This window comes from Candidatus Accumulibacter sp. ACC007 (assembly GCF_907163205.1).
Lineage (GTDB): Bacteria > Pseudomonadota > Gammaproteobacteria > Burkholderiales > Rhodocyclaceae > Accumulibacter > Accumulibacter regalis.
Window position 1 is genome coordinate 57967 of sequence record NZ_CAJQUD010000005.1, and the last position, 16754, is coordinate 74720.

Annotated in this window: 14 protein-coding genes; 3 read left to right on the plus strand and 11 right to left on the minus strand. The window is 62.1% G+C overall.

What is annotated here, in order from left to right; genetic code table 11:
- Positions 1 to 3: 3 nt before the first annotated feature.
- Complete coding sequence (gene nadC / locus QZ634_RS13315) at positions 4 to 861, minus strand: carboxylating nicotinate-nucleotide diphosphorylase (protein ID WP_291989105.1); 858 nt, start codon at positions 859 to 861, stop codon at positions 4 to 6.
- Positions 862 to 919: 58 nt separating this feature from the next.
- Between nadC and QZ634_RS13320 the strand changes: the two genes are divergently transcribed.
- A complete protein-coding gene (locus QZ634_RS13320; protein WP_291989107.1) occupies positions 920 to 2407 on the plus strand; it encodes an FMN-binding glutamate synthase family protein in 1488 nt (495 codons plus the stop codon).
- Between the two features lie 9 nt (positions 2408 to 2416).
- Here QZ634_RS13320 and recQ read toward each other — a convergent pair whose 3' ends face one another.
- Genes recQ through QZ634_RS13350 form a run of 6 tightly spaced genes read right to left on the minus strand, consistent with a single transcriptional unit; the run spans position 2417 to position 8462 of the window.
- Positions 2417 to 4252, minus strand: coding sequence for a DNA helicase RecQ (recQ, locus tag QZ634_RS13325; RefSeq protein WP_291989110.1), 1836 nt, complete (start codon positions 4250 to 4252; stop codon positions 2417 to 2419).
- A gap of 31 nt (positions 4253 to 4283) precedes the next feature.
- Positions 4284 to 5021, minus strand: a complete 738-nt coding sequence (locus QZ634_RS13330; RefSeq protein ID WP_291989112.1) for a UDP-2,3-diacylglucosamine diphosphatase — start codon at positions 5019 to 5021, stop codon at positions 4284 to 4286.
- Between the two features lie 31 nt (positions 5022 to 5052).
- Complete coding sequence (locus QZ634_RS13335) at positions 5053 to 5544, minus strand: peptidylprolyl isomerase (protein WP_291989114.1); 492 nt, start codon at positions 5542 to 5544, stop codon at positions 5053 to 5055.
- Positions 5545 to 5554: 10 nt separating this feature from the next.
- Positions 5555 to 6115: a peptidylprolyl isomerase gene (locus tag QZ634_RS13340; RefSeq protein WP_291989116.1), complete on the minus strand. Its 561-nt coding sequence runs from the start codon at positions 6113 to 6115 to the stop codon at positions 5555 to 5557.
- Entirely contained in the window at positions 6115 to 7314 is a 1200-nt protein-coding gene (locus QZ634_RS13345) for a L,D-transpeptidase family protein (protein ID WP_291989117.1), read from the minus strand. Before QZ634_RS13345 ends, QZ634_RS13340 begins: the two co-directional genes overlap by 1 nt.
- Positions 7311 to 8462 carry a tetratricopeptide repeat protein gene (locus QZ634_RS13350; protein WP_291989119.1) on the minus strand — a complete coding sequence of 384 codons (1152 nt, stop codon included), beginning with the start codon at positions 8460 to 8462 and terminating at the stop codon, positions 7311 to 7313. Before QZ634_RS13350 ends, QZ634_RS13345 begins: the two co-directional genes overlap by 4 nt.
- Positions 8463 to 8615: 153 nt before the next feature.
- On the opposite strand from QZ634_RS13350, the gene cysS reads away from it, so the two are divergent.
- A complete protein-coding gene (gene cysS / locus QZ634_RS13355) occupies positions 8616 to 9998 on the plus strand; it encodes a cysteine--tRNA ligase (RefSeq protein ID WP_291989121.1) in 1383 nt (460 codons plus the stop codon).
- 70 nt (positions 9999 to 10068) lie between these two features.
- Here cysS and QZ634_RS13360 read toward each other — a convergent pair whose 3' ends face one another.
- From QZ634_RS13360 to grpE, 4 genes are all read right to left on the minus strand, one after another.
- Positions 10069 to 11217 (minus strand): ABC transporter substrate-binding protein, encoded by a 1149-nt coding sequence (locus QZ634_RS13360; protein WP_291989123.1) that lies wholly within the window; start codon positions 11215 to 11217, stop codon positions 10069 to 10071.
- A 206-nt stretch (positions 11218 to 11423) separates the two neighbouring features.
- Positions 11424 to 12542, minus strand: a complete 1119-nt coding sequence (gene dnaJ, locus QZ634_RS13365) for a molecular chaperone DnaJ (protein WP_291989125.1) — start codon at positions 12540 to 12542, stop codon at positions 11424 to 11426.
- A gap of 66 nt (positions 12543 to 12608) precedes the next feature.
- Positions 12609 to 14549, minus strand: coding sequence for a molecular chaperone DnaK (dnaK, locus tag QZ634_RS13370; protein WP_291989126.1), 1941 nt, complete (start codon positions 14547 to 14549; stop codon positions 12609 to 12611).
- 97 nt (positions 14550 to 14646) lie between these two features.
- Complete coding sequence (gene grpE, locus QZ634_RS13375; protein WP_291989128.1) at positions 14647 to 15207, minus strand: nucleotide exchange factor GrpE; 561 nt, start codon at positions 15205 to 15207, stop codon at positions 14647 to 14649.
- 180 nt (positions 15208 to 15387) lie between these two features.
- Between grpE and QZ634_RS13380 the strand changes: the two genes are divergently transcribed.
- The gene (locus QZ634_RS13380; RefSeq protein ID WP_291989131.1) at positions 15388 to 16737 is read left to right on the plus strand and encodes a serine/threonine-protein kinase; all 1350 of its coding nucleotides are present in this window, start codon (positions 15388 to 15390) and stop codon (positions 16735 to 16737) included.
- The last annotated feature ends 17 nt before the right edge of the window (positions 16738 to 16754 follow it).

Sequence of the window (16754 nt, forward strand, 5' to 3'; positions counted from 1 at the left end):
CTGCTACGCCGAAAAGCGCATCGACAGGTCGAGTGCCCGTACGTCTTTGGTCAAACCGCCGATCGAGATGCGATCAACGCCGGTTTCGGCGATGCCACGTACGCTGTCGAGACTGACGTTGCCCGACGCTTCGAGAATCGCCCGACCGGCGGTCAGGGCGACGGCTTCGCGAAGCTGATCAAGACTCAGATTGTCGAGGAGAATCATTTCCGCACCGGCATCCAGCGCCTGCTGCAGCTCGACCAGCGTCTCGACTTCTATTTCGACGAACTGGCAGGCGCGGGCCGCCCCTTCGGCAATCCGCCTGGCCGCGAGCAGCGCCGCGGCGATGCTCCCGGCGGCGTGGATGTGGTTTTCCTTGATCAGAATTCCGTCATAAAGACCGAGGCGGTGATTGCCGCCACCGCCACAGCTGACAGCGTATTTCTGGGCCAGGCGCAAGCCGGGAATCGTCTTGCGCGTATCGACCACCTGTGCCCGCGTTCCGGCCACCAGGTCGGCGTACTGCCGGGCCTTGGTGGCGACGCCTGACAGCAACTGCAGGAAATTGAGCGCGCTGCGCTCGCCGGTGAGCAAGGCGCGGGCCGGTCCTTCGATCTCGCAGAGCACCTGGTCCGGGTGGGTACGCTGACCATCCTCGACGCGCCAGTCGATTTCGATCGCCGCATCCAGTTTGCTGAAACAGCGGCTGAACCACGAGGTCCCGCAGAGAACGGCGCTCTCGCGGGCGACGACCGACGCACGGCTGCGCACCCCGGCGGGAACGAGTTGTGCGGTGAGGTCGCCGCTACCAACGTCCTCGCTGAGCGCGGCAGTGACGTTGAGCTCGATTTCGGCATCGAGCAAGGCTGCAATGGGCATGGCATTCCCGTAGACTGAGAACTTGGCCGCGGGATTCTATCACTGAAGGGAAGCGCAAATGCTCGACCTACTGCTTGTTAGCCTGGGAGTACTGTTCGCTCTCCTTGTCATCGGAGCGCTGATCACCCTTTACGTGCAGGACGTGACGCAGGAAAAGCACGCCGTGTTGCGGAATTTCCCGCTCGTCGGCCACCTGCGCTATTTCTTCGAAAGCCTCGGCGAGTACTTCCGGCAATATTTCTTTCTCGGCGACCGTGAGGAACAGCCCTTCGACCGGGCAACGCGTAGCTGGGTGTACCGCATGGCCAAGAATGAGGGCGGCATCATCGGCTTTGGCTCGACCTACCCGATCCATGAACCCGGCGCGCTGGTCTTCGTCAATGCGCCGTTCCCGATCCTCGACGACGAGCAGCAGGAACCACCGCCGCTGCTCATCGGCGAAGGGTATTGCCCAACGCCTTTCGTCGGCAAATCACTGGTCAATATCAGCGCGATGAGCTTTGGCGCCATTTCCCGCCCGGCCGTGCGCGCGCTGTCGCGCGGCGCGGCAGCCGCCGGTTGCTGGCTGGATACCGGCGAGGGCGGACTCTCTCCGTATCACCTGGAGGGTGCCTGCGACATCATTTTTCAGGTCGGAACGGCGAAATACGGCGTCCGTGACGAGCGCGGGCGGTTGTCCGACGCGCGCCTGCGCGAACTGGCCGCGCACGAGACGGTGCGCGCGTTCGAGATCAAATTGTCACAAGGAGCCAAGCCGGGCAAGGGCGGTGTCCTGCTCGGCAACAAGGTCAGCGCGGAGATCGCCGGCATTCGCGGCATCCCCGTCGGCCGCGACTCGCTGAGTCCGAACCGCCACCCCGAGATCAGCAACATCGACCAACTGCTCGACTGCGTCGAGCACGTCCGCGCAGTGACCGGCAAACCAGTCGGCGTGAAGACCGCCATCGGCGGCCGGCACTTCCTCGACGAACTCAGCGCCGCGATCGCGCGGCGCGGCCTGCAGGCGGCGCCCGACTTCCTGACCATCGACGGTGGCGAAGGCGGCAGCGGCGCCGCACCGCAGGCCCTGGCCGATCACATGGCGATGTCGATCGACGAGGCGCTGCCGCTGGTCGTCGACGCGCTCATCGCCAGCGGCCTGAAAGAGCGGATTCGGGTGATCGCCGCCGGCAAGCTGCTGACCCCGGCGCGAGTTGCCTGGGCGCTGGCGAGCGGCGCCGATTTCGTCAACACGGCGCGCGGCTTCATGTTTTCTCTCGGCTGCATTCAGGCCTTGCGCTGCCACACCAATACCTGTCCGACCGGCGTCACCACCCACGACCCACGTCTGCAACGCGGCCTGGTGGTCGAGGACAAGGCCGCACGCGTCGCCTCCTACTGCCGCAACATGAACAAGGAGGTCGCCATGATCGCCCACTCCTGCGGCCTGCGCCATGCTCGCCAACTGCGCCGCGAGCACGTCCGCATCGCTCAGCCGGGCGGGCAAAGCATCGCTCTCGACGTGCTCAAACCCTATCCTGCCGGTCCCGCCGTAGCGACTTCCTGAGTTCTCGCCTCAGGCGCACGCCGCGACAATGGCCAACAGGCCCGCGCCGTAACGTTCGGCCTTGGCGACACCGATGCCCGGGACGGCGAGCAGCGCCGGCAGTGAATCGGGCAGCAGGGCGGCAATCTCGCCCAGCGTCCGGTCGTGCAAAATGACGTAGGCCGGAACGCCCTGCTCGCGCGCCTGCGCAAGTCGCCAGGCGCGCAGGCTGGCTAGCAACGGCGAATCGCGGGGCCCGGAAACGCCGCTTGACACGGCCCTGCTGGCACCACCGACCTTGCTCCGGGTCACCCTGGTCTTCGGCCGTTCGACTTGCCGGCGAAGCTGCAGACGGCTTTCGCCTTTGAGAATCGGTCGCGCGCTATCGGTCAGCTTGAGCGCGCCGTACGCCGTGGCGTCGGCATCGAGCAGGCCGGCGGCGAGCAGCTGGCGAAAGACCGAACGCCAGCCGCGCTCGTCGATGTCGGCGCCGACGCCGAAGGTCGGCAGACGCTGATGGCCAAACTGCTGTACTTTTTCGGTGTTCTTGCCACGCAGGATGTCGATCAAGTGGCCGGCGCCGAAACGCTGGCCGGTGCGCAAGGCGGCGGACAGCGCCTTCTGCGCCGCCACCGTGCCGTCCCACACGATCGGCGGCTCGAGGCAGACATCGCAATTTCCGCACGGCGTCGCCGGCTCGCCGAAATAGTCGAGCAGGATCACCCGCCGACAGCGGGCCGACTCGCAATAGGCGAGCATGCTCTCCAGCTTCTGCCTTTCGACGCGCTTCTGTTCGCTCGGCGAAGCCGACTCCTCGATCATCTGGCGATGGATCACCACGTCGTTGAGACCGTAGGTCATCCAGGCTTCCGAGGGCTCGCCGTCACGCCCGGCTCGGCCGGTTTCCTGGTAATAGGCTTCGAGGCTCTTCGGCAGATCGAGATGGGCGACGAAACGCACATCGGGCTTGTCGATTCCCATCCCGAAGGCGATGGTGGCAACCATCACCAGGCCGTCCTCGCGCAGGAAGCGTTGCTGGTGGCGTTGCCGGTCGCTGCCCACCAGTCCGGCGTGATAGGGCAAGGCGGTGACGCCCTGCTCGTTCAGCCAGGCCGCCGTCTCATCGACTTTTCGACGTGACAGGCAGTAGACGATTCCCGCCTCGCCCTGATGCGCGCCAAGAAAGGAAAGCAGCTGCTGGCGTGGGCTGTCGCGCTCGACGATGGTGTAACGAATGTTGGGGCGGTCGAAACTGTCAACAAAGACTCTCGCCTGCTCGAGACCGAGCCGGGTTCTGATTTCCTGCCGGGTCAGCTGGTCAGCCGTCGCCGTCAGGGCAACTCGCGGCACGTCGGGAAAACGCTCGTGCAACTGCGAGAGCTGCATGTACTCGGGACGAAAGTCGTGCCCCCACTGCGACACGCAGTGGGCCTCGTCGATGGCGAACAGCGCCACCTGCTGGCGCGCGACGAGCTGCTCGAGCAGGCCGATGAAGCGATCGCTAAGCAGGCGTTCGGGGGCCACGTAGATCAGGTCGAGCTCACCGCGCAACAGCCTGTGCTCCGTTTCGACCAGCGCCCGGAAATCCAGCGACGAGTTGAGGAAAGCAGCCTTCACGCCCACCTGGCGCAAGGCATCCACCTGGTCCTGCATGAGGGCGATCAGCGGCGAGACGACGACGCCGACGCCCGTCCGCAGAAGCGCCGGGATCTGATAGCAGAGCGACTTTCCGCCGCCGGTCGGCATCAGCACGAGTGCGTCACCGCCACGGACCAGCTGGTCGACGATCTCCGCCTGTTGGCCACGAAACGAGGGATAGCCGAAAATCCGGCGCAGGAGTTCCGTCGCCGCCACCGCCGCGCTCATCGTCGCTGGGAACTGCGCAAGGAAAAATGCCTCAAGCCAGACGCTCGCGGGTCAGGGTTTCGCCGTCCCAGCAAAGGCACTCCCCTGCCCCATCACGCTCGTTCCAGTCCGCCATCACCCAGCGCTCGACGTGAATGCCATCGACAATGTGATCGTGTCTTGCCGGACGGTGCGTGTGGCCGTGGATGAGCGTGGCGTAGCCATATGCGCGCAGGAAGTCGTCAGTCGCAGCGGGATTGACGTCCATCAGGAAAGTGGCCTTGCCACGCTTGGCCGATTCGCTTTGCTGGCGCAGCGCAAGGACCATCTGCTTACGTTCGGGCAGCGGCTTGGCCAGAAAGGTTGTCTGCCAATCCGCCTGGCGAACGAGCGCGCGAAACGCCTGGTACTCGCGGTCGTCGGTGCACAGCGCATCGCCGTGGGTGAGGACGAACTGCCATGTTGGCAGCGACAGGACATGCGGGTCGGCGAGCAGGCGTGCACCGCTGCGCGCCAGGAAGGATTCGCCGAGCAGGAAATCGCGGTTGCCATGCATCAGCGACAGCTCGACGCCGCTGCTGGATAGCGCGTGCAGCGCTGCGGCGATGTCCGCGGCGAAGGAGTCCCCGGGATCGTCGAGGCAATCGTCGCCCGGCCAGGCTTCGAAGAGATCGCCAAGAATGAACAATTTCTCGGCAGAACGCGCCCGACCGGCAAGGAAATCGAGGAAGGTGCGGGTGACAGCTGGCGCTTGCGGCGCCAGGTGCAGGTCGGAAATGAAAAGAATCAAGGATGCTGCAGATCGTGCGGCGGAGCAGACTTCAGCAGACTTCGGCGCGTTCGATCAGCACATCGTCGACCGGAACGTCGCGATGAAAACCGGACGAGCCGGTGCGCACGCCCTTGATCTTGTCGACCACCTCGCTCCCTTCGACGACCTTGCCGAATACGCAGTAGCCCCAGCCTTCGGCGTTCGCCGCGCGATAGTTGAGCGACGCGTTATCGACCACATTGATGAAGAACTGCGCGGTCGCCGAATGCGGTTCGTTGGTACGCGCCATGGCCAGCGTGTAGGCCGCATTCTTGAGGCCATTGTCGGCTTCGTTCTTGATCGGCGCCTTGCAGGGCTTCTGCTTCATGCCTGGCGCAAAGCCACCCCCTTGGATCATGAAGCCGGGAATGACGCGATGGAAAATGGTGTTGTCGTAATGGCCGGCGGTCGCGTAGTCAACGAAATTCTGGGCTGAGAGAGGCGCTTTCTCGGCGTCCAGTTCGATAGCGATGACGCCAAAATTGGTGTGCAGCTTGATCATGCGGGATTCCTTATTTTTTCTCGGAGATGACTTTGACCGACTGGATGATGACCGGCTCGACGGGGACGTTCTGGTGCATCGCGCGATTGCCGGTCGGGACCTTGGCGATCTTGTCGGCGACGTCCATACCCTGGGTAAGCTTGCCAAAGACCGTGTAGCCCCAGCCGTCGGATCCAGGGGAGTTGAGTGCGCCATTATCCTGGTGGTTGATGAAAAACTGCGAACTTGCCGAATGCGGGTCGGAAGTACGCGCCATGGCGATCGTCCAGCGATCATTCTTGAGGCCGTTCTTGGCTTCGTTTTCAACTTTTCGCGGCGCCGATTTCTGTTCCATCGCCGGAGTGAAGCCGCCGCCCTGGATCATGAATCCCGGGATGACGCGGTGAAAGATCGTGCCGTTGTAAAAACCGTCGTTGACGTATTGAACGAAGTTTTGCACGGTCTTCGGAGCCTTCTCGGAATCGAGTTCGATGACCATTTTGCCCATGCTGGTCTGCATTTCGACCGTTGGCGCGGCCAAGGCCGCAAAAGGCAACAGTGCAGCCGCCAAGGCGGCAATTCTCTTGTACATCAGGCGCTCCCTTCGTAAATAATCTTCCAGCGACCGTCTTCACGTATCCAGTACTGGCGTTTTTTCATCAGGTTCTTGAAGTTGTTGCTGGTGTACTGCTGCTCAAAGGTGACGAAAACGACGCCATCCTTGCCCGGGCTGCGAAACATCGATTGCCGGGAAAGGTCGATCTTGACCCATTCCTTGCCGGTAAGCACTTGTCGTTTGCGCGCCGCGAACTCGGCGAAGTTCTGCTTGTCGGTTTGAAAGGCCCGCGAGTAGTGAGCCAGCAGGCGGTCGACGTCGCCACTCTCCCAAGCCAGTCGCCAGGCTTCGACTTCCCGGCGCAGGCCCTCCCGCTCGCGCTGCCAGTCGCCAGGCGACAACCACTCGATGGAATCACTGATGATCACCGGTGTGACGCCCACCTGGACATTCTTGGCGAGAACTTCGAGGTCGGCGTTGGACAGCACCACACAGCCTTCCGATGCTTTTGGTGGGCGCGAATAGGTGTCGGCCGGTGTCCCGTGCAGCCAGATGCCGTGCCCCTTGCGCCCCTGACGCTTGTCCCATTCATTGGGGTAGTTGATCGGGAACGCGCCGGTGCCGTAGAGATCACTCAACTTCTTGGCCGACAGCGCGGCGGTGACATGGTAAACGCCTAACGGCGTCTTCCGGTCACCCTCGCGCATCTTGTCGGCGCCCGATTTGCCCTGCGTTACGTAATAGTCGGCGACGAAGCGTGGCCGGCCACCGTCGTTCTCGTACAGATAGAGGCGCGACTTCTGCGTGTCGACAAGCATCGCGTACTTCTGCCCGGGCTCCATCTGCAGCAGCGAGCTGGGCAGTTGATCCGCCAGAGCCGGCTTCTCGCGGTAGGCCTTGATGCGCACCAGCGCCTCGTCGCGCAGATCGGAGAGCTTCTCCCGTGGCGCATTGTCGGCGTTACCAAAGGTCTCCAGCGGCTTGCTGCGAGCGAGCAGGAGGTCGCCCTTGATCAGATGCCCGAGCCGGAAATTCGGATATTGAAGGAGCAGTGCTTCGGTTTTCTGGAGTGCCGCATCAATACGATTTTTCTCTATCTCTCCGAGGATGGTGGCGAGTTGCGATTCCGGACCCGCATCGGGGAACACCACCGCGCCACCGGCGCCGGCAGGAATGGCCGCAGCGGCCACACAGGCGGCAACGATGGCCAAGGTGACGCGGACCCTGTTGATCAACCGATCCGCTCCTGCTCGATCAACCATTTGCCCCGTGTCTTAACGAAGACAAGTGTCTTGCGTACGGTTGATTCGAGCTTGTCCGACGTGTAATGCTGCTTGAAGCTGACCGTTGCCTTGTCGTCAGCGAAGGAGATCGTGATCTCCTCGAGATCGACCTGAATCCTGCCAGGCTTGTCGATACGCTTTCTGCGCTGGGCGTCCCACGCCTTGCGCGAGATTCCGCGTGGCGTCCTGAAATCGTCAGCGTAATGAGCAAGATAAACCTTCATGTTCTTGTCCGACCAGGCCTTGGCCCAGGCCTGCAGCGCCGCCTTGACGCCGGCCTCCTCGCTGGCCCGCTCGCTGGCTGGCGGCGGTGGCGATTTTGGCGACGCAGGCGCCGCGGCGACCTCTCTCGGCGCCGGCGCGGGTGGCGCTTTTTCTGCCGGCGCAGCGGCCATGGGCCTGCCTACGGAATTCCCGGCGACCTTGTCCACCGCCTTCGCGGGCGGCTGTTCGGAAGGTTTGGCTGCCGGCGCTGTCTGCGGCGGCGCTGGTGCAGCAATCACTGGCGGCGCCCTGGTTGGCTGGACAGCGGCTTTCTTGCCGGCATCGTCGGCCGCTTGCACCGCGGCAGCGGGCTTGACCGACGCCGCGGAAGAGGTGCCGATCAGCTCACGAATCATCGACAACTTGGACTGCGTCGCCTGGTTTGACGAATCCAGCTGCAACGCTTTGTCATACGCCTGGCTGGCGAGCTTGGCATAGACATCACCGAGATTCTCGTGCGCGATGGAGTAGCTCGGATGCGTCCGGATGGCCATCTCGAGCGCCGTGCGCGCCTTGTCGTACTGCTTTTGCTGGGCGTAGAGCACGGCGAGGTTGTTGTAGGGCTCGGGCAGTTCCGGATAGTCCTCGGCCAGCCTGTTGAAGATGACGATCGCTTCGGCCGGGCGCCCCATCTCGGTGAGGATAACGCCCTTGAGAAAGCGCCCCTGCGCCTCTTTCGGCTGGCTGGCGAGATGGGCATCCACTTTATCGAGCGCCTGCGACCACTGGCCACCCTTCATCAAGCGCTGCACGTCGGGCAGGTAATCGACAATCGCCCAGGATGCAGAAGCAATCAGGAGCAGGCCGAAAAGCAGGGCAGGGAAGGAGGCGGACAAGGGCCTCTGGGAGATCGAGCGCATCGTTATGGTATACTGACCGGTGCAGCGGTTGGATGTTACTTAGCCGGTCGATTCTAACAAGAAGTACGTCGAAACCAAAGCACTCCCCACTCGCGCTGGCCGGCGCCGAGCACTCTCGTGAGTCCGAAAATGCTGAAAATCTACAATTCGCTGACGCGCGAAAAACAGGACTTTGTGCCGATCATCCCTGGCAGCGCGCGCATGTACGTCTGCGGCATGACCGTATACGACTACTGCCACCTTGGCCACGCGCGCGTTCTGGTGGTTTTTGACATGGTCCAACGCTGGCTGCGGGCGAGCGGGTTGCAGGTGACCTACGTTCGCAACATCACCGACATCGATGACAAAATCATCAAACGGGCAGCCGAGAACAGGCAGAGCATCGCTGAGCTGACGGCGCGTTTCATCGCCTTCATGAACGAGGATGCCGCCGCCCTCGGCGTCGAGCCGCCCGACCATGAACCTCGCGCCACCGCCTACGTTCCGCAGATGCTCGACTTGATCGGAGAACTGGAAAAGAACGGCCTCGCTTACCAGGCCGCGGATGGCGACGTAAACTTTTCGGTGCGCAAGTTCGCTGGCTACGGCAAGCTTTCGGGCAAGTCGATCGACGACCTGCGGGCAGGCGAACGTGTCGAGGTCGACACCGCCAAGGAGGATCCGCTCGACTTCGTGCTTTGGAAGCACGCCCGTGACAACGAGCCCTTCTGGCCTTCTCCGTGGGGCAATGGCCGTCCCGGATGGCATATCGAGTGCTCGGCGATGAGTTCCGATCTGCTCGGCAAGCACTTCGACATCCACGGTGGCGGCCAGGATCTGCAGTTTCCCCACCATGAGAACGAGATCGCGCAATCCGAGGGCGCCCACCTCTGCCGCTTTGTGAACTACTGGATGCATAACGGCTTCGTTCGTGTCGCCGACGAAAAGATGTCGAAATCGCTCGGCAACTTCTTCACGATCCGGGAAATCCTCAAGAACTACGACGCCGAAGTTGTCCGCTTCTTCATCCTGCGCGCGCATTACCGCAGCCCGCTCAACTACTCGGACCACCATCTCGACGATGCACGGCAGGCGCTGACCAGACTATATACGGCGCTGAAGAGCGTGGGCGCCGCGGACGCCGGCGCCTCGTCAGTCGACTGGGACGAGCCGCACGCGCGGCGTTTCAGGCAGGCCATGGACGACGACTTCAACACCCCCGAAGCGTGCGCGGTACTTTTCGACCTGGCGGCCGAACTCAACCGCAGGAGGTCGCCGGCTGTCGCCGGGCAATTGCGCGGACTGGCAGGTTTGCTCGGCTTGCTGACGCGCGATCCGCAGATCTTCCTGCAAGCGGCACCGAGCAACGAGGCAGCGGATAGTGTCGAGCACATTGAAGCGCGCATCGCCGAGCGCATTGCTGCCAAGAAGAGCAAGGACTATGCGGCAGCGGATCGCATCCGCGCCGACCTCCTGGCGGCTGGCGTTATCCTCGAGGACAGCAGCGCCGGAACCACCTGGCGACGCTCGTAAGCACTGCCTTATACCGGCGCGAAAAAAATGCGCGAAAGCCGGACAGCGGCGCGCTGAAAGCGCGGGAACGCTATCGCATGATGCGGCCATCGGCTCCGATAACGGTCAGGTCGACGAAGCGCGAACCATGCCGCTCCTGCGCTGAATAGCTGACCCGATACCCCCCCAGATCGAAGTTGTTCATGCTCTCCAGCGCAGTGACCAGCCCTTCACGGGTCGGCTCCCTGCCCGCTTTGCGAAGCGCTTCGACCAGTACCCTGGCCATCGCATAGGCCTCGAGCCCATAGTACGAGGGTTTTCCCTGCGTCCCGATCAGCTTCCGGTATTCGTGCGCCAGCGGTGTTGTGTCGTTCCACGGCGACGGCATGACCTGCGAGATGCCGATACCGCGCGCCTGCTCACCGAGTTCCTGAACCAGCAATTCGGCGCCAACGGGAGACAGGGTCATGAACTGCGGCATCTGATCGACCTTCTTCATGGACCGGACAAAGGCGGCCGTCGGCTTGTAAAGCGTCACCATGATCACTGCCTGCGGACTGACCCGGGCGATCTGCTCTACCGCCTGCACGACGTCGACCGAGTTGCGCTCAACCGTCGCCACCGCAGACGGCGCCAGCTGATGCTGCTTGAGCGCGCCAACGACGCCATCGAGGCCCGACTTTCCGAAACCGTCGTTCTGGTACACGACGGCAATGTTCTTCATGCCGAGCGAGACCAGATGCTTGACCAGGGCTTCGGTTTCGTTCGCGTAGCTGGCCCGGACGTTGAACATGTAGCGGTTCTTCGGACTGTCTTTAGGCGACTGGCGAATCGAATCGGCGCCGGAAATCGCGCCCACCAGCGGCACCCTGGCGACCCCGAAAGCCTCGTTCATGGCGGCCGTCGTCGGGCTCGATCCGTATGAAGCGAGCAAGGCAAAAACCTTTTCAGTGTTGATCAAGGCCTTGGTATTGGCCACCGCGCGTTCGGTCTCGTAGCCGTCGTCAAGGACGCGCAAGGAAAGCATCCTGCCGTTGATGCCGCCGGCTTCGTTGACCTGGCGGAAGTAGGTCTGGATGACTCTCTTCATATCCAGTCCGTAAGCGCCGTTGGGACCAGAAAAAGGCGCCGTCATGCCGATCAGAACGCCATTGGCGGTAACGCCCGTCTCGCCCGCGGTGACGCAGCCAAAGCAGCTCAAAAGAGCGCACAGCAGCCCCTTTGCCAACCTCATGCTCATGCGCTTGCCCTCCTCTCGAATAGGGGTCGCGGTCGTCTGCGGACCGTTTCGACCAGACGGGGAAGGATGGCAAGAAAACCTGACAGGCTGCTTACAGGCTTGAGAAGTAACGGGTTTGAAGCTTACGAATCATCGCCGCGCGGCAGTTGGCCAGCGGACGCGGGCAGCCAAACGGGCAGGCTCCTGCCGGCCCGCCCGGCAAACACTCAGGTCGCCGCGAAGAAATCGCGCACCCGATCCATCCAGGATTTGGCGCGCGGATTGTGACGCCCCGAGTTTTCCCGACTCGACTCCTCGAGTTCGCGCAGCAGCTCCTTCTGGCGTTCAGTCAGGTGGACCGGCGTTTCGACGACGACGTGACACAGCAAGTCTCCGTGCGCATGGCTGCGCACGCTCTTGATGCCTTTTCCGCGCAGGCGGAAGACCTTGCCAGACTGCGTTTCCGCAGGGATCCTGATTTTGGCCGCACCGTCGAGAGTCGGGATATCGATCTCCCCGCCGAGAGCCGCCGTCGTAAAGCTGATCGGCATCTCGCAGTGCAGGTCGCTCTGCTCGCGCTGGAAGACGGCGTGTGCCTTGAGGTGAATCTGGACGTAGAGATCTCCCGACGGGCCGCCATTGACGCCGTGCTCGCCTTCGCCGGAGAGCCGGATCCGATCGCCCTCGTCAACCCCGGCGGGGATCTTCACCGCCAGCGTCTTGTGTTGCTTGACACGACCCGCGCCCTGGCAGGGAGCGCACGGGTCGGCGACGAAGCGACCGGTCCCATGGCACTTCGGGCAGGTTTGCTGGATCGAGAAAAAACCCTGCTGCAGGCGAACCTGGCCACTCCCCTGACAGGTCGGGCAGGTTTTCGGTTGCGTACCCGCCTTGGCGCCACTGCCGTGGCAAGCATCGCAGACTTCCATGGTCGGAATGCGGATCTTGGTTTCGGTGCCGAAGGCCGCCTGCTCGAGGGTGATTTCGAGGTTGTAGCGCAGGTCTGCACCACGATAGATGTTCGAGCGCCCGCCACGAGCACCGCCGAAGATCTCGTCGAAAATACCGCCAAAAGCGTCGGAAAAACCGCCCGGACCTCCACCGCCCATGCCCGACTGGGGGTCGACCCCGGCATGGCCGTATTGGTCGTAAGCCGCACGCTGCTGGGAATCCGCGAGAATCTCGTAGGCTTCCTTGACTTCCTTGAAGTGCTCTTCGGCCTTGGGGTTATCCGGATTGCGGTCCGGATGGTGTTTCATCGCCAGCTTGCGGTACGCCTTCTTGAGTTCTTCATCGGATGCGTCGCGATTGACGCCCAGAATGTCGTAAAAGTCGCGTTTAGCCATCGTTTCTCAAGCACGTTGTGGGACGGAGCGAGGCGCGATTATACGCCCCGCCCTGCAGCAGGATGCCTACTTCTTGTCTTTGACTTCCGTGAACTCGGCATCGACGACGTCGCTATCGTCCTTTCTCGCCTCACCTGCCGACTCGGCTCCGGGAGCGTGATGCTCGCCGCCGCCACCCGCCTCGGCCTGCTGCTTGGCGTACATTTTCTCGCCAAGTTTTTGCGCCGCCGTGCCGAGTGCCTCGGTTTTCGCCTTGATACTCTCGACGTCGTCGCCACGGATCGACTCCTCGGCCTCCTTCATCGCGGCTTCAATGACGGCCTTCTCTTCATCGGCAAGCTCCTTGCCGTATTCGGCAAGCGACTTCTTGACCGAATGAACCATGCCATCGCACTGATTGCGCGCTTCCGCCAGCTCGTGCGCCTTACGATCTTCCTCGGCGTGCACTTCTGCATCCTGCACCATGCGCTGCACTTCCTCCTCGCTGAGGCCGGAAGAGGCCTGGATCTTGATCTTGTTCTCCTTGCCGGTCGCCTTGTCCTTGGCCGAGACATGCAGAATTCCGTTGGCGTCGATATCGAACGTCACTTCGATCTGTGGCATTCCACGTGGCGCCGGCGGGATGTCCGAAAGATTGAATTGCCCGAGGCTCTTGTTGCCACTGGCCATTTCACGCTCACCCTGCAGGACATGAATTGTGACCGCCGACTGGCCGTCGTCGGCCGTTGAGAAAACCTGGTTCGCCTTGGTCGGGATGGTGGTGTTCTTCTTGATCAACTTGGTCATCACCCCGCCAAGCGTCTCGATACCGAGCGACAGCGGCGTCACGTCGAGCAGCAGGACGTCCTTGACCTCGCCCTGCAGCACGCCGCCCTGGATCGCCGCGCCAACGGCAACGGCTTCGTCCGGATTGACGTCGCGGCGTGGCTCCTGGCCGAAGAAGGCCTTCACTTTTTCCTGCACCTTGGGCATCCGCGACTGGCCACCGACGAGAATCACGTCGTCGATGTCGCTCATCTTGCAGCCGGCATCCTTGAGCGCGATACGGCAAGGCTCGATGGTCCGGTCGACGAGTTCGTCCACCAGGGCTTCGAACTTCGCACGGGTGATCTTCAGCGTCAGGTGCTTGGGCCCGGAACTGTCGGCGGTGATGTACGGCAGGTTGATCTCGGTCTGCTGGCCGGACGAAAGCTCGATCTTGGCTTTCTCGGCAGCATCCTTTAGGCGCTGCAGGGCAAGCACGTCGGACTTCAGGTTGACCCCGGACTCTTTCTTGAACTCGTCGATGATGTAGTCGATGAGGCGCTGGTCGAAGTCTTCGCCGCCGAGGAAAGTGTCGCCGTTGGTGGACAGAACCTCGAACTGATGCTCGCCTTCGACCTGCGCGATTTCGATGATCGAGATGTCGAACGTGCCACCGCCGAGGTCATAGACCGCGATCTTCTTGTCGCCCTGCTTCTTGTCCATACCGAAAGCCAGCGCCGCTGCAGTCGGCTCGTTGATGATCCGCTTGACTTCCAGACCGGCGATGCGACCGGCGTCCTTCGTCGCCTGACGCTGGCTGTCGTTGAAGTACGCCGGCACGGTGATCACCGCTTCGGTGACCTCTTCGCCCAGGTAGTCCTCAGCGGTCCGCTTCATCTTGCGCAACACTTCGGCGGAAACCTGCGGCGGGGCGATCTTCTTCCCGCGCACCTCGACCCACGCGTCCGCGTTGTCCGCCTTGAGAATCTTGAAAGGCATCAGGGCGATATCCTTCTGCACTTCCTTTTCCTCGAAACGCCGGCCGATCAGACGCTTGATCGCGTACAGCGTGTTCCTCGGGTTGGTCACCGCCTGCCGCTTGGCCGGCGCACCACAGAGGATTTCGTCATCCTCGGTGTACGCAACGATCGACGGCGTCGTGCGTGCGCCCTCGGAGTTCTCGATAACCTTCGGCTTGCCGTTTTCCATAACGGCAACGCAGGAGTTGGTTGTGCCCAGATCAATGCCGATGATCTTGCCCATATGAGGATCCTTTCAGTATTTCGGTAAATTGTGACGACATCCGCCCACTGGCCGAATGTCTGGTGACAAGCTCCAACTGGGGCTCATCGCAGGAATTTCAAGCCTCGGCCTTGGCGACGACGACCATCGCCGGGCGCAAGACGCGGTCAGCCAGCAGGTAGCCCTTCTGCAACACGGTGACCACCGTGTTCGGCTCCTGCGTCGATGCGACGACGCTGATCGCCTGGTGCAGGTTGGGATCGAACTTCTCGCCAAGTGGGTTGACTTCTTTCAGCGCCGACTTCTCGAAAGCGGCGACCAGTTGCTTGAGCGTGACTTCACTACCCGCGCGCAAACTTTCGACGCTCTGCGCATCGGTGGCCAGCGCAATTTCCAGGCTGTCCTTGACCGCCAGCAGCTCCCGAGCGAAGCGCTCGATCGCGAATTTTGCAGCCTTTGCAATGTCTTCCTGAGCGCGCCGCCGCACGTTCTCGGTTTCCGCTTTGGCGCGCAACCAGGCATCGTGATGCTCGGCAGCTTTCAGCTCGGCTTCGCGCAAGGCACCTTCGAGACTCGGCACGCCCTCTTCAGCAGGCGCGCTTTCGGCAATCACTTCAACGGGCTCTGATGCTGCGGGCGCATCGTTGCCATTATCAGGCGGTGTGTCGTTAACTTGCATAGATGATGATCTCCCAGAAAACTGCAGGCAGGTTGGGGCGAGTTTTTCGATTTCAAGGTTTTTTTGTGGGCTCCCGGAGGTGGAAGAGCGACGCAATTCGCGCATAATTGCTCATTCGGCGCCTCGCTTCGCTGCTAGCATTTCAATTCTCTCTAGTCCCGAACAGGACTTGGTACCGGCATGACGGAGAAAATCGGCAAGTATCAGATCATTCGCACGCTTGGCAAGGGCGCGACGGCGGTCGTCTACCTGGCCGAGGATCCGGACCTGAATCGGCAGGTAGCCATCAAGCTGATCCGCTTCGGCAAGGACAGTGCAGCGATGTCAAGGCGCTTGCGCAAGATCTTCCAGACCGAGGACGCGATCGGCCGGCGACTCGATCACCCGAACATCGTCAAGGTATACGACGCCGTCGTCGAGAAGGATCAGGCCTACCTGGTCATGGAATTCGTCGACGGCGGCGCGCTCGACCGCTTCTGCTCGATCAACCGCCTGCTGCCCATGCACCGGGTGATCGGCATTATCTTCAAGTGTTGCCTGGCGCTTGATCACGCTTTCCGCCAGGGCGTCGTCCATCGCGACATCAAGCCGGCCAATATCCTGCTCGATGCCGACGACAATCCACGCATCACCGACTTCGGCCTGGGGCTGAACCTGCAAAAGGACATGGGCCAGGACTCGACCTTCGTGATGGGCGTCGGCTCGCCGGCCTACATGTCTCCCGAACAGGTCAAGAACTACCCGCTCAATCACAAGACCGACCTCTATTCGCTCGGGGTCCTGCTCTTTCAGCTGCTCACCGGGCGCTTGCCGTTTCGCGCCAACAATCCCGCGACGCTGGTCTACAAGATCGTCAACATGGATTCACCGTCGGTCTGTGCGCTGAACCCCAACCTGCCGACCGGGCTAGATGCGATCATCAAGAAGTCGCTCGAGAAAGACCTCTACAGCCGCTACCGAAATGGCGCCGCCTTCGCCAAGGACCTCTCGGCAGTGCGCTACCAAATGCTCGACGAAGACCAGACGCAACAGGATTTGACGCACTTCAAAACGCTGCGCAAGCTCGACTTCTTCGTTGACTTCGAGGATATCGAACTTTGGGAAGTGCTGCGCATCAGCAGATGGCAAGAGATATCCGAAAAAGTGACCCTGATCCGTGAAGGCGACACGCACCGCAAGTTTGGCGTGATCATCGACGGCTTCGTCGAAGTATCGACCAATGGCCGTGTCATCTGCCGCCTTGGTTCGAGCGACGTGATCGGCGAAATGGCTTTCCTGCACCCCACCGATACCCTGCGTCACGCCACGGTAGTGACCCTGGAAAGAACGCTGTTCCTGGAAGTCAACAGCGCAGCCCTCGAACTGGCTTCCGACGAACTGCGCGAACGCTTCAACAAGGTTCTCCTGACCAGGGTGCTCGCTCGCTTGCGCGACGCCAACAAAGTGCTCGCCAAACTGGGGCAGACAGCCGTCCAGGGCAGCCTTTCGGCGTCCTCGCTCGGGCTGACCCCGCCACTGGAACTGCTCTAGAGGGCAGGCGCGCTGGC